At 75.5% G+C, this 12,753-nt stretch carries 13 protein-coding genes; 5 read left to right on the top strand and 8 right to left on the bottom strand.

Annotation, left to right across the window (positions count from 1 at the left end; translation table 11 throughout):
- Positions 1 to 5: 5 nt before the first annotated feature.
- The 5 genes from dapA to AC1050_RS15420 all read right to left on the bottom strand — a co-directional run bounded on the left by dapA (position 6) and on the right by AC1050_RS15420 (position 5,224).
- Positions 6 to 929 carry a 4-hydroxy-tetrahydrodipicolinate synthase gene (dapA, locus tag AC1050_RS15440; RefSeq protein WP_482388287.1) on the bottom strand — a complete coding sequence of 308 codons (924 nt, stop codon included), beginning with the start codon at positions 927 to 929 and terminating at the stop codon, positions 6 to 8.
- Between the two features lie 128 nt (positions 930 to 1,057).
- The gene (locus AC1050_RS15435; protein ID WP_482388286.1) at positions 1,058 to 1,879 is read right to left on the bottom strand and encodes a glycerophosphodiester phosphodiesterase; all 822 of its coding nucleotides are present in this window, start codon (positions 1,877 to 1,879) and stop codon (positions 1,058 to 1,060) included.
- Positions 1,876 to 3,237, bottom strand: coding sequence for an ABC transporter substrate-binding protein (locus AC1050_RS15430; protein ID WP_482388285.1), 1,362 nt, complete (start codon positions 3,235 to 3,237; stop codon positions 1,876 to 1,878). The genes AC1050_RS15435 and AC1050_RS15430 overlap by 4 nt, the downstream gene beginning before the upstream one ends.
- Before the next feature lie 104 nt (positions 3,238 to 3,341).
- Positions 3,342 to 4,271: a carbohydrate ABC transporter permease gene (locus tag AC1050_RS15425; RefSeq protein WP_482388284.1), complete on the bottom strand. Its 930-nt coding sequence runs from the start codon at positions 4,269 to 4,271 to the stop codon at positions 3,342 to 3,344.
- Positions 4,268 to 5,224, bottom strand: a complete 957-nt coding sequence (locus tag AC1050_RS15420; RefSeq protein WP_482388283.1) for a carbohydrate ABC transporter permease — start codon at positions 5,222 to 5,224, stop codon at positions 4,268 to 4,270. The genes AC1050_RS15425 and AC1050_RS15420 overlap by 4 nt, the downstream gene beginning before the upstream one ends.
- A gap of 212 nt (positions 5,225 to 5,436) precedes the next feature.
- Here AC1050_RS15420 and AC1050_RS15415 point away from each other — a divergent pair, with 212 nt between their 5' ends.
- Complete coding sequence (locus tag AC1050_RS15415; RefSeq protein ID WP_482388282.1) at positions 5,437 to 6,204, top strand: AzlC family ABC transporter permease; 768 nt, start codon at positions 5,437 to 5,439, stop codon at positions 6,202 to 6,204.
- Complete coding sequence (locus AC1050_RS15410) at positions 6,201 to 6,521, top strand: AzlD domain-containing protein (RefSeq protein WP_482388281.1); 321 nt, start codon at positions 6,201 to 6,203, stop codon at positions 6,519 to 6,521. The genes AC1050_RS15415 and AC1050_RS15410 overlap by 4 nt, the downstream gene beginning before the upstream one ends.
- Positions 6,522 to 6,612: 91 nt before the next feature.
- On the opposite strand, the gene AC1050_RS15405 is transcribed toward AC1050_RS15410, so the two are convergent.
- The gene (locus AC1050_RS15405; protein WP_482388280.1) at positions 6,613 to 7,437 is read right to left on the bottom strand and encodes a thymidylate synthase; all 825 of its coding nucleotides are present in this window, start codon (positions 7,435 to 7,437) and stop codon (positions 6,613 to 6,615) included.
- Positions 7,438 to 7,498: 61 nt separating this feature from the next.
- Here AC1050_RS15405 and AC1050_RS15400 point away from each other — a divergent pair, with 61 nt between their 5' ends.
- The 3 genes from AC1050_RS15400 (at position 7,499) to AC1050_RS15390 (ending at position 11,485) form a co-directional block, all read left to right on the top strand.
- The gene (locus AC1050_RS15400) at positions 7,499 to 8,968 is read left to right on the top strand and encodes an NAD-dependent succinate-semialdehyde dehydrogenase (protein WP_482388279.1); all 1,470 of its coding nucleotides are present in this window, start codon (positions 7,499 to 7,501) and stop codon (positions 8,966 to 8,968) included.
- A gap of 5 nt (positions 8,969 to 8,973) precedes the next feature.
- Entirely contained in the window at positions 8,974 to 9,534 is a 561-nt protein-coding gene (locus AC1050_RS15395) for a GNAT family N-acetyltransferase (protein ID WP_482388278.1), read from the top strand.
- A gap of 166 nt (positions 9,535 to 9,700) precedes the next feature.
- Positions 9,701 to 11,485 (top strand): EAL domain-containing protein, encoded by a 1,785-nt coding sequence (locus AC1050_RS15390; RefSeq protein WP_482388277.1) that lies wholly within the window; start codon positions 9,701 to 9,703, stop codon positions 11,483 to 11,485.
- 7 nt (positions 11,486 to 11,492) lie between these two features.
- Here the strand turns inward: AC1050_RS15390 and AC1050_RS15385 are convergent, their stop codons facing one another.
- Together AC1050_RS15385 and dapB are read right to left on the bottom strand one after the other, a co-directional pair.
- Positions 11,493 to 11,999 carry a hypothetical protein gene (locus AC1050_RS15385; RefSeq protein WP_482388276.1) on the bottom strand — a complete coding sequence of 169 codons (507 nt, stop codon included), beginning with the start codon at positions 11,997 to 11,999 and terminating at the stop codon, positions 11,493 to 11,495.
- The gene (gene dapB, locus AC1050_RS15380) at positions 11,996 to 12,751 is read right to left on the bottom strand and encodes a 4-hydroxy-tetrahydrodipicolinate reductase (protein ID WP_482388275.1); all 756 of its coding nucleotides are present in this window, start codon (positions 12,749 to 12,751) and stop codon (positions 11,996 to 11,998) included. The genes AC1050_RS15385 and dapB overlap by 4 nt, the downstream gene beginning before the upstream one ends.
- Between the last annotated feature and the right edge of the window lie 2 nt (positions 12,752 to 12,753).

Below are 12,753 nucleotides of genomic sequence, written 5' to 3'. Positions count from 1 at the left end.
CTGGGTCAGTGGTGCACAGCGGCGAGGACGTCGGCGAGGCCCGCGGCGCGGAGCCCCGCGCGCACCAGCTCGACGTGCTCGTCCGAGGCGGCGACGTTGGGCAGCCGCAGGTGTCGGGACGGGATCAGACCGAGGGACCAGACGGCGGCCTTGGCCGCGACCGCCTGGAACCCCTGGCCGTTCAGCGCGTCGATCGCCGGTGCGATCGACAGGAAGATCTGGAGGGCACGGGCGTGGTCGCCCGCGTCGTGCGCCGCCGTCATCGCGGCGAGCTGCGGGCCGGCCACGTGGCCGACCACGCTGACGATGCCGGCCGCGCCGTGCGCGAGGAACGGCAGGTAGAGCGAGTCGTCGCCGCTGTACCAGGCCAGCCCGGTGCGGGCGGCGGCCGTCGCGGCGGCGTACAGGTCGCCCGTGGCGTCCTTCATCGCGACGACGCGGTCGTGCGCGGCGAGGACGTCCAGCGTCGGCTGGGCGAACCGGACGCCCGTGCGCCCCGGCACGTCGTAGAGCATGACGGGTAGCGGGGTGGAGTCGGCCACGGCGGTGATGTGCGCCGCGACGCCGTCCTGGGAGGGCCGCGAGTAGTACGGGCTGACGACCAGCAGGCCGTCGGCGCCGGCCTCGGCGGCCTGCTCGGCCATCCGCACGGCGTGCAGCGTGTCGTTGGACCCGGCGCCCGCGACGACCGCGGCCCGGTCCCCCACCGCGCCGGCGACGGCGCGGATCAGCTCGGCCTTCTCGGGCGCGTGCGTGGTGGGCGACTCGCCCGTGGTCCCGTTGAGCACCAGGCCGTCGTGCCCGTGGTCCACCAGGTGCGTGGCCAGGGAGACGGCGGCGTCGAGGTCGACCGAGCCGTCCTCCCGCATCGGCGTCACCATGGCGGTGAGCACCGCGCCGAAGGGACGCGACGGGGTGGCGGGGAGCATGGCCCCCACGGTACCGCCCCGCCCCGCTGCCCCGCGCCCGGCGTCCAGGCGCAGGACCGCCGGGGCCGGCGGCCCGGGAGGGCTGCCGGCCCCGGCGGTCGGGCACCGTGGCGGGTGTCGCGTCCGCGTCAGGCCCGCGCGGCGAGCCAGCCCGCGAGCCGGTCGGGGCGGTCCGTGATGACCGCGTCCACCCCGAGCTCGACCGCCGCGGCCCAGTGGTCCGGCTCGTTGAGCGTCCAGACCTGGACCTGCAGCCCGGCGTCGTGCAGCTGCTCGACCAGCTCGGGCCGGGCGATCAGCAGCGGCCCGTAGGGGTTGACCGTCATGACGCCGAGGTCGGCCGCGAGCGCCAGCAGCGCCTCGGTCCCGCCGTCGGCGTCCTCCGGCACCTGGAACACGAGCAGCCCGCGGCGCAGCCCCGGGTCCGCCTCGGCCAGCGCCCGGACGGACTCGGGCCAGAAGCTCTGGCCGATCACCCGGTCGGCCAGGCCGGCCGCGTGGATCGCCGCGACGACGGGGCGCACCTGCGCGGTCGTCCACGGGCCCTTGAGCTCGAGCAGCAGGTCGGTGCCGGGACGGCGGACCAGCAGCTCCAGCACCTCGGCGAACGTGGGCACCTGCTGCCCGGCGTAGGCCGCGGCGAACCACGAGCCCGCGTCGAGCGCCCGGACGGCGTCGAGCGTCATCTCGGTGACCACGCCCTGCCCGTCGGTGGTCGCGTCGACCGTGTCGTCGTGGATCACGACGACCTGGCCGTCGGCCGTGGGCTGGATGTCGATCTCGATGCTGTGCGCGCCCGCGCGCCACGCCGCCTCGAAGGCGGCGAGGGTGTTCTGCGGGGCGACCGCCGAGTTGCCGCGGTGCGCGACCACGAGCGGGACGGGGACCCCGGCGCCGGGGCCGCCCTCCTGGGCGACCCCGGCGACCGGACCGGTGACCGTGTCGGTCACAGGTACGGCTCCACGTTCTCCTCGTACGCCGTCTCGATCTGCGGGGTGACCGAGCCGAAGGCCTCGGCCGGGTCGGTGCCCTCGAGGACGATCTGCTCCAGCGCGTCGGTCAGCAGCGCGTCGGCGCCGGGGACGAACACGCGGATGTAGTCCTGCGGGCGCGCCTTCTCGGCGAGCTGGTCCACCGCGGTGCGGAACTGCGGGAACTGCTCGTAGACGGCCTTCATGGTGTCGGACTCGACGGCCGACGTGCGGACCGGCATGTAGCCCGTCGCCTGGGAGAAGGTCGCGGTGTTCTCGGTGTTCGTGAGGAACTCCAGGAACATCGCCGAGGCGAGCTGCTCCTCCGGCGTGCTGGAGGACGAGATCGCCAGGCCGGTGCCACCGGTCGGGGTGCCGCCACCGGCGGGGCCGTCCGGCAGGTACGCGGTGCCGACCTCGAAGGACGCCGCGTCCAGCGCACCCTTGAGCGAGCCGGTCGAGCCGATGGTCGAGGCGATGAGGCCCGACGCGAAGTCGGTCATCGAGTCGTCGGCCGAGACGGTCGCGATGGCGTCCTCGCCGTGGAACAGGCCGCGCAGGAACTCGCCGCCCGCGAGCGCCTCCTCCGAGTCCAGGGTCACGTCGAACTCGTCGGAGTACTGGCCGCCGGCGCCCCAGATCATGTTCTCGAACCACCAGGCGGACCACGACGTGCCGAGCGACAGGCCGAAGGGCGAGCCCTCCGCCGGCACCTGGGCCTCGAGGGCGGTGCTCCACTCCTGGAGCTGCTCCCAGGTCTCGGGGCCCTGGTCGGGCAGGCCGGCGGCCTCCCACATCGTCTTGTTGTAGTAGAAGAGCGGCGTCGAGCGGGCGTACGGCGCGGCCCAGTGCTGGCCGTCGTACTCGTAGTCGCCGTACAGGCCCGGCTGCAGGTCCTCGGCGTCGGCGTCCAGGTACTCGAACACGTCGTCGAGCGGCATGATCTGGTCGTTCAGGTGGTAGCGGAACCACCAGACGTCGGAGGCGATGACCAGGTCGGGCTTCTCCTCGGTCTGCGACGCGGCCTGGAACCGCTGGGCGACCTCGTCGTAGTTCGCGCCGGCGGTGACCAGGTTGACCGTGATGTCGGGGTTCTCCGCCTCGAAGGCGGCGATGAGCTCCTCCTCCACGGCCTGGGACTGGCCGGGGTGGTTGCTCCACCAGGTGATCTCGGACGCGGGCTCGACCTGCGACCAGTCCGTCGACGCGGTCGACTCGGAGTCCGAGGACCCGGCCGCAGTGCTCGGGCCGCCGCAGGCGGTCAGGGCGAGGGTCGTGCCGGCGACGACAGCGGCGAGGGCGGGCAGGCCGCGGCGACGCCTCTGGGGGTGGGACACGGTGGTGCTCCTTCGGGGTTCGGCACCCGGGCGGGTGCGCGGTGACGGCGTGCGGGGGCACGTCCGTCTCAGGCGACCGGCGGACCGGTCCGTGGGTGGGCGGGTCAGCCGGTGACGGCACCCGCGGTGAGGCCGTCGACCAGACGGCGCTGCAGGACCAGGAAGACCAGGAGGATCGGCAGGGTGACGACCACCGTGGCGGCGAGCAGCACGCCCCAGTTGGTCAGGCCGTCGATGTTCTGCAGCAGCGTCAGGCCGATCGGCAGCGTCATCTTGTCGGCGCGGTCGATCACCAGGAACGGCCACAGGTAGTCGTTCCACTCGGTGACGACGGACACGAGGGTGACCGCCGCGATGGTCGGTGCGCTCATCGGCACGACGAACCGCCAGAGCTTGCGCCAGTGCCCGGCACCGTCCAGCTCGGCGGCCTCGAGGATGGAGGCCGGCAGGGACAGGAAGTGCTGCCGGAACAGGAAGGTGCCGAAGGCGCTGGCCAGGCCGGGCACGAGGATGCCCTGGTAGGTGTTCAGCCAGCCGAGGTCGGCCACCAGGGTGTAGTTCGGGATGATCGTGACCTGCGGCGGGATCATCAGCGTCGCGATGACCAGCCCGAACACGACCTTCTTGAACGGGAACTCCAGGAACACCAGCGCGTAGGCGCAGGTGAGGCCCAGGATCACCTTGAGGCCGGCGCCGACGACGGTCAGGCCGACGCTGTTGGCCAGCAGGCGGCCCAGCGGGACGGTGCTCGCCGCCTGCGCGTAGTTGTCCAGGCTCGGCGCGCCGGGCAGCCACTGCACCGGGAACTGGTACAGCTCGGCCGGGGTCTTCAGGCTGGCCAGGAAGAGCCACACCAGCGGGGCGCCGAGCACCACGGTGGCCAGGACCATCGTGACGTAGCTGCCGACGTGCGGGCGCTGCCGGCGGCCGGGCCGCGAGGACGCGGCGCTGGGCCGGATGTCGCGGTGGCTCGGCGTGGCCGGGGGCTGCTCGGGCGCGCTCGTGGTGGCGCGCCGGGGCGTCAGGACGCTCATGCGTAGTGGACCTTCCGCTGGACGAACCGCATCTGCACCGCGGTGACCGCCAGCAGCACGAGGAACAGGACCGTGGCGACGGCCGAGGCGTACCCGGCGCGGCCGTTGACGAACGACTCCTGGTACACGGAGTACATGAGGGTCGTGGTGGACCCGAGCGGTCCGCCCTGGGTCATCGCCTTGATGATGTCGAAGGACTGCAGGGACGCCAGCATCATCGTGACCAGCAGGAAGAACGACGTCGGCGTGAGCAGCGGCAGGACGACCGACCGCAGCGTCCGGAACGGCGAGGCCCCGTCGAGGGCCGCGGCGTCCTTGAGGTCCTGCGGCACCGACTGCAGGCCGGCCAGGTAGATCAGGGCGACGTACCCGAGGTTCTTCCACAGGTAGACGACGATCACCATGACCAGCGGCCAGGGGCGCTCGGTGTACCACTGCGGCGAGGTGGCGCCGACCCAGCCGAGCACCTCGCGCATCAGGCCGTAGCGCGGGTCGAAGATGAACAGCCAGAGGATGCCCACCGCGAACCCGGACAGCACGTACGGGGCGAACGCGACCGTCCGGGCGAACCCGCGGCCCTTCAGCTTCTGGTTGAGCAGCACCGCCAGGCCCAGGCCCAGCAGCATGGCGCCGCCGACCGTCGCGACGGTGAACACCACCGTGGTCGTCACCGTCTGGCTGAACCCGCGCGAGGTGAACAGCTCGACGTAGTTGCCCAGGCCGATCTGGCGGGCGACGGGCGAGCCGAGGTTCCACTGCAGCGTGGACAGGTAGAACGACTGGATCAGCGGCCGGTAGACGAACACGACCAGCAGGGCCAGGTTGGGCCCGGCCAGCAGGAGGAACCAGATCAGCGCCGACCGGCGGCGGCGCGACTGGAGGGCCCCGCGCCTGCGGGGCGCACCCGGGGGTGCGACCGCCGGTGGCGGGGCGAGGACGTCGGCAGTGGTCACGGGGAAGGTGTCCGCTTCGTTCAGGGGGCAGGTGCACGGCCCGCTCCGTCGCGGCCCGGACCACTCTGCGCCGCCCCGCGACCCGGATCGAGCCGTTCGAGCCGACGTTCCGCCAGGCTTCCCGGGTCGTTCACCTGCGGTTCCACCAGTCCACCGGGAGGTCAGGCCACGGCCGCCCGCGCGTGCCCGCGGCGGGGACCTACCCTCGTGCCGTGCCTCCCCCGCCGCCCTCCCCCGCACCGTCCCGCGCGCCCGACCCGGCGGTGCGCGCCGCCGTCCGGACCGCGCTGTCGGTGTCCCTGGCGACCGGCCTGTACGGCGTGTCGTTCGGGGCGCTCTCCGTGGCCGCCGGCCTGGACCTGCCGCAGACGATGGTGCTGAGCCTGCTGATGTTCAGCGGCGGGTCGCAGTTCGCCGCCGTGGGCGTGGTCGGCGCCGGCGGTGCGGTCGGCGCCGTCGTCGCCACCGCCGGGCTGCTCGGCGCGCGCAACGGGCTCTACGGCGTGCAGGTGGCGCCGCTGCTGGGTGCCGGCGGCTGGCGCCGGCTGCTCGCCGCGCACCTGACGATCGACGAGTCGACCGCGGTGTCGACGGCGCAGCCGACCCGCGCCGCCGCCCGGGCGGGGTTCTGGTGGACGGGCGCGGGCGTCTTCCTGCTGTGGAACGCCTGCACCCTGCTCGGGGCGCTGCTCGGCGACGCGCTCGGCGACCCGCGGGCGTACGGGCTGGACGCCGCGGCGGCCGCGGCGTTCCTGGCGCTGCTCTGGCCGCGGCTGTCGGGCGGCGACCCGCGGGCGGTCCGCACGGTGCGGGTGGTCGCGGTCGCGGCGGCGGTGGTCGCGCTGGCGCTCACGCCGGTCGTGCCCGCCGGGGTGCCGGTGCTCGCCGCCGCGGCGCTCGCGGTCGTCGTCGGGGCGCTGGAGCGGCCCGGGGACGACCAGGACGCGGTGGGCGCGGCCGACCCGGTGGTGACCCCGTGAGCCGGCTGGCGGTGTGGTGGGCCGTGCTCGCGGCGTCGGTCGTGGTGCTGGCGACCAAGGTGCTCGGGCACGTCGTCCCGGAGCGGGTACTCGCCCGACCCCGGGTGACCCGCACGGCGGCGCTGGTCACGGCCGCGCTGCTGGCCGCGCTGGTCGCCGTGCAGACCGGCACGACCGACGGCGCGCTGGTGCTGGACGCCCGCGTGGCGGCGCTGGTGGTGGCCGCGGTCGCGCTCCTGCTCCGCGCGCCGTTCGTCGTCGTGGTCCTGGTGGCGGCGGTCACGGCCGCGGGCCTGCGCTGGCTGGGCGTGCCCTGACGGACGCGATCGCCGGCGCATCCTCGCGTCGCCGGCCGATCCGTCGGCCTGCGACGCGAGAAAGGGCCGGCGGTGCGCCGGGCGCGGGCGCTCAGACCGCGACGGGGGCCTTGATCGCCGGGTGGTGCCGGTAGTCGAGGACCTCGACGTCGTCGAAGGTGTAGTCGAAGAGGCTCGCGGCCTTGCGCAGGCGCAGCGTGGGGAACGGGTACGGCTCCCGGGTCAGCTGCTCGGTGACCTGCTCGACGTGGTTGTCGTAGATGTGGCAGTCGCCGCCGGTCCAGACGAAGTCGCCGACCCCGAGCCCGACCTGCTGCGCGACCATGTGCGTCAGCAGCGCGTAGGAGGCGATGTTGAACGGCACGCCGAGGAACAGGTCGGCGGACCGCTGGTACAGCTGGCAGGAGAGCTTCCCGTCGGCCACGTAGAACTGGAAGAACGCGTGGCACGGGGCGAGCGCCATCGACGGGATGTCCGCGACGTTCCACGCGGACACGACGTGCCGGCGGGAGTCCGGGTCGGCGCGCAGGGCGTCGAGCACCTGCGCGAGCTGGTCGATCGTCCCGCCGTCGGGCGTCGGCCAGGACCGCCACTGGACCCCGTAGACCGGGCCCAGCTCGCCGTCCTCGTCGGCCCACTCGTCCCAGATCTTGACGCCGTTCTCCTGCAGCCAGCGCACGTTGGAGTCGCCCCGCAGGAACCACAGCAGCTCGCCGACCACCGACTTGAGGTGCACGCGCTTGGTCGTGACCAGGGGGAACCCCTGCGTGAGGTCGAACCGCATCTGGTGCCCGAACACGCTGCGGGTCCCGGTGCCGGTGCGGTCGCCCTTCGGGGTGCCGGTGGCGAGCACCAGCCGGAGCAGCTCCTCGTAGGGCGTCGACGCGGGCGGGGCGGCGGGCACGGCGGTCGTCATGGCCCCATCGTAGGCAGCATCCGGCGTGCCGATCCGGGAGGTCCGGGTCGACACTGGGCCCATGACCACGCCGCTGCCGCCGTACGTCGCCGCGCACACCCCGACCGGCCTGCTGATCGACGGCGAGTGGCGGCACGCCACCGGCGGCGGCACGTTCCCCGTGGCCGACCCCGCCACCACGGACGTGCTGTTCGAGGTCGCCGACGCCGCGCCCGAGGACGGCCTGGCCGCGCTGGACGCGGCGCACCGGGCGTTCCCCGCCTGGCGGGACGTCGCGCCGCGGGTGCGCTCGGACGTGCTGCGGTCGCTGTTCGACGCGATGGTCGCCCGGTCCGAGGACCTGGCCGCGCTGATCACCGCCGAGGGCGGCAAGCCGCTGGCCGAGTCGCGCGCGGAGGTGCAGTACGCCGCCGAGTACGTGCGCTGGTACTCGGAGCAGGCCGTCCGGCTGGACGGGCTCGCCCGCCGCGCACCGGCCGGCACGCACCACCAGCTGGTGCTCCGCCGCCCGGTCGGCCCGGCCCTGCTGATCACGCCGTGGAACTTCCCGATCGCGATGATCACCCGCAAGGTCGCCCCGGCCCTGGCGGCCGGCTGCCCGGTGGTGGTCAAGCCCGCGCAGCTGACGCCGCTCACCACGGCCTACTTCGCCGAGCTGCTGCGGGCGGAGCTGGACGCGCGCGACCTGCCGGCGGGCGTGGTCAACGTGGTGCCGACGTCGTCGTCCCGGGCGCTGACCGAGCCGGTGCTGGCGAACCCGCGGCTGCGCAAGCTGTCGTTCACCGGGTCGACGGAGGTCGGCCGGACGCTGCTCCGGCAGGCCGCCGACGGCGTGCTGCGCACGTCGATGGAGCTGGGCGGGAACGCGCCGTTCCTGGTCTTCGACGACGCGGACCTGGACGCGGCGGTCGAGGGCGCCGTGGCCGCCAAGATGCGCAACTCCGGGCAGACCTGCGTGGCGGCCAACCGGTTCCTGGTGCAGGAGTCCGTCGCCGCGGAGTTCGCGGACCGCCTGACGGCGGCGTTCGAGCGGCTGGTCGTCGGCCACGGCACCGAGCCGGACGTGACGGTCGGCCCGCTGATCGAGCGGTCGGCCGTCGAGCGGGTCGACGACGTGGTGACCGAGGCAGCCGACGCCGGTGCGCGGGTCCGCACCGGTGGCGACCGGCCGGGCGGGCGCGGCTACTTCTACCCGCCGACCGTCCTGGACCGCGTGCCGGAGGACGCCCGGGCCGTGACCGAGGAGATCTTCGGCCCGGTGGCGCCGATCGTGACCTTCGGCGACGAGGCGGACGGCGTGCGGCTGGCCAACGCGACCGAGTACGGCCTGGTCGCCTACGCCTACACCCGCGACGTCGGCCGGGTCATGCGGCTGGCCGAGCAGGTCGAGACCGGCATGCTCGGCGTCAACCGCGGCATGGTCTCCGACGCGAGCGCGCCGTTCGGCGGCGTGAAGTCCTCCGGCATCGGGCGGGAGGGCGGCGAGGCCGGGATCGAGGAGTACTGCGAGCAGCGGTACGTGGCATTGTGACCGGCATGGATCCCCTGACGGCCGCCTCCGCCGACGTGTCCGTGCGCCCCGCGGTGCCGGGCGACGAGCGGGCCGTCGCCGCCGTCCAGCTGGCCGCCTGGCGCGCCACGCACGCCGAGCTGCTGGGCGACGCCGTGCTGGACCGGGTGGACCCCGCGCGCCTGGCCGACCGGTGGGCGACCGCGATCGCCTCGCCGCCCGGCCGCGGCTACCGGGTGCTCGTCGCGATGCACGGTCCGCGGCTGGTCGGGTTCGCCTCGGTCGCGCCCGTCGTGGCGCCCGCCGGCTCCGGCGACGACAGCCCGGGCGGGGAGATCCTCGCCCTCGAGGTGGCCCCCGACGAGCGCCGGCGCGGGCACGGGTCCCGGCTGCTCGCGGCCGTGGTCGACCTGCTCCGGGACGAGGACCACGCGACCAGCGTGCAGACCTGGGTGATCGCCGGCGACGTCGCGCGGGAGCAGTTCCTCGGGTCGTCCGGCATGGGCGACGTCGGCGCGCGCCGCGTGCTCGGGGAGCAGGACGACCCGCGCGAGATCACCGAGCACCTCTGGGGCGCCGCGCTCTGAGCCGGCACCGCCCCTGAGCCGGCGCCGCCGTGGGACCGGCACCGCGCGGCGGACGGGTGAGCGGCGTCACCCGGACGGGCGTCGTGCGGTGAACGGCGGACGAACACCCGGCGACGACGCGCGCCGGACCCTCAGGGCGGCCGCAGGCCGGGCGATCGTCCCGGACGTGGCTCCCCAGACCCGCGCGCCCTGGCGGCGCGCCGACCGCGGCCGTGCGCTCGCCGACCTCGTGTCGGCGCCCGTGGTCATCGCCCCGTCCGACACCTGCGAGGCGGTGGACGTCGGCTTCCGCACCCGGTGGACCGGCTCGTCCGTCCTGGTGGCCCCGCGGGACCCCGGCGGGCCGCACGGGATGGTGGCGCGCAAGGACTTCCTCACCACGATGACCGGCCGGTACGGGTTCGGCCGGTCGCTGTGGGGCCGCCGCCCGGTGGCGGACGTCGCGCGCTGGGACGTGCCGCGGGTGGACGTCGGGGCGTCGCTGACCGAGGCCGCGGAGCGCCTGGCGACCGGGGACGGGTACCAGGACATGGTCGTCACGGGCGCCGACGGGTCGCCCGTGGGCATCCTCGACCCCACCACGCTGATGGAGGCGCTGGCCGCCGAGCTCGCGCACGAGGCCTCCCACGACCACCTGACGGGCGTCACGTCACGGTCCCGGTTCGTCGACGCCCTGCGCGAGCGGTGCGCCGCCGCGCGGGCCGAGGGTGGCGCCGTCGTGCTGGCGTTCCTGGACCTGGACCGGCTCAAGGAGGTCAACGACTCCCTGGGGCACTCGTTCGGCGACGCGCTGCTGCACTCCGTGGCCACCCGGCTCGCCGCGGGCGCCGGGCCGGGCGACGTGGTCGGCCGGCTGGGCGGGGACGAGTTCGCCCTGGTGCGGATGCTCGGCCCGCAGCGCCCGGACGACACCTGGCGGGCGCGGGCGCTCGAGCTCGGCGAGACGCTGCGCGCGACGATCGCGGCCCACGACCCCACCCTGCCGGTCCCGGCGCACTCGCGCGCGAGCGTCGGCCTGGCGATCGGGGCCGGGCCGCTGCTGGACGCCGACCGGTTGCTGCGGGAGGCCGACCTGGCGATGTACGGCGCCAAGAAGGCGGGCGGCGACCGCGTGCGGCTGGCGGGCGCGGACGCGGTCGGTCCCGCCGGCGCGGACGCCTCCGGTCCGGCGGCGGTCCCGGACCCCTGGGCGGGGCTGCGCGGGGCCGGCCTCGACGTCGACGCCCTCGAGGTGCACTACCAGCCGATCGCCGGGGCGGTCGACGGCAGCGTGCGCGAGGTGGAGGCGCTGCTGCGCTCGCGGGACGGCGAGGGCCGGGTCGCCGGGCCGGTCGCGCCGCTGGACCGTGCCGCGCGGGCCGGGCTGTCGCTGGACCTGGACCTGTGGGTGCTCGCCCGCGCGTGCCACGACCTCGCGGGGTGGCGGCACGACCTCGGCGGTGCCGCGCCCGCGGTGGTCAACGTCAACCTCTCCCCCGCGGCCCTCGAGGAGCCGGAGCTCGCGGTGCGGGTGCTGCACGTGCTCGACGCCACCGGCACCGCCCGCGCCGCCGTGCGCCTGGAGCTGTCGGAGGCCGCGAGCGACGCGCAGATCGCCCTGGCGCACCCCGCCCTGCGCGCGCTGCGGGACGCGGGGGTGCCGATCGCGCTGGACGACCTCGGCGGGGCGATGTCCGGGCTGCGGCACGTCGCGCGTCTGCCCGTCGACGTGCTCAAGATCGACCGGTCCGTGGTGGCCGGGATGCTCGACGACCCCCTGGACGCCCTGCTGGTGGAGCTGGTGCACCGGATGGCGAGCGAGCGCGGGATGGCCGTGGTGGCCGAGGGGGTGGAGACGCAGGCCCAGCTCGACGCGCTGCGCCTCGCCGGCGTGCCGCTGGTCCAGGGGTTCCTGGTGGCGCGGCCGATGCCCGCGACCGACCTCGCGGCGTACCTGGTGCCGGTGGCCTGAACCGGCGTCAGAGCCCGCGCGGCTCCGCGTCGGCCCCGGCGCGGCCGCGGTGGATCCGCGAGGCGTGCCGCAGCGTGGCGCGCGCCCGCTTCCGGTCGCCGGCGGCGTCGTAGGCGAACGCGAGCCGGTACCACGGGCCCCAGTCCCCCGGTGCGGCGGCCTCCGCCTCGGCGCGGGCGTCGTCGAACGCCGCCGTCGCCACGGCGCGGTCGATCCGCCCGCCCGGGCTGCGCGGCAGGTCGTCGACCGGCAGCTCGCCGCGGTCGGCCAGGGTGTCGGCCATCTTCTGCACGTCGACCGCCAGCAGCCACTCGCGCGCGACCAGCACCAGGACCAGCAGCGGCAGCACCGCGAACGCGACGCCGAGCCCGATGGCGACGGGCTCCCCCGTGCGCACCAGCGCGACGGAGCGGCCGGCGACCAGCCAGACGTAGAGCCCCAGCAGCGCGGTCAGCGCGACCGCCGCGACCAGCGCGGTGCGGGACCGGCGGGCCGGGCGGGGCGAGGTGCTCACGCCAGGTCCAGGTAGTGCTCGAGCCCGACCGTCAGGCCCGGGTGCGCCCCGACCTGGCGGACGGCGTGCAGCACCCCCGGCATGAACGACACCCGGTCGAAGGAGTCGTGCCGGATGGTCAGCTGCTCCCCCGCGTTGCCGAGCAGGATCTCCTCGTGCGCGACCAGGCCGCGCAGCCGGACGGCGTGCACCCGCACCCCGTCGACGTCCGCGCCGCGGGCGCCGTCGAGCGCGGTGGTCGTCGCGTCGGGCACCGGGCCGAGGCCCGCGGCGCGGCGGGCGGCCGCGATCGCCTGGGCGGTGTGCCGGGCGGTGCCGGACGGCGCGTCGACCTTGTCCGGGTGGTGCAGCTCGACCACCTCGACCGACTCGAACCACCGGGCCGCGCGGGCGGCGAACGCCATCGCGAGCACCGCGCCGAGCGCGAAGTTCGGGGCGACCAGGACGCCGACGCCCGGGCGCGCCACCAGGTCGGCCTCGACCCGGGCCAGCGACTCCGCCGTCCAGCCGGTGGTGCCGACGACCGCGTGCACGCCCTGCGCGACCAGGCTGCGGACGTTCGACTCGGCGACGGAGGGGACCGTGAAGTCGACGGCGACGCGCGCGCCGGTCGCGGCCACCGCGCCGACGTCGTCGCCGTGCTCCAGGGCCGCCACCAGCTCCAGGTCCGGGGCGGCCTCGACCGCGTCGACGACGGTCCGGCCCATGCGACCCGCCGCGCCCAGCACGGCCACGGGTAGTGCTTCGCTCACGC

Source organism: Cellulomonas sp. NEAU-ZC6, from assembly GCF_056844425.1.
The sequence above is the reverse complement of the archived record's forward strand: the minus strand, read 5'-3'. Positions and strand labels throughout refer to the sequence as shown.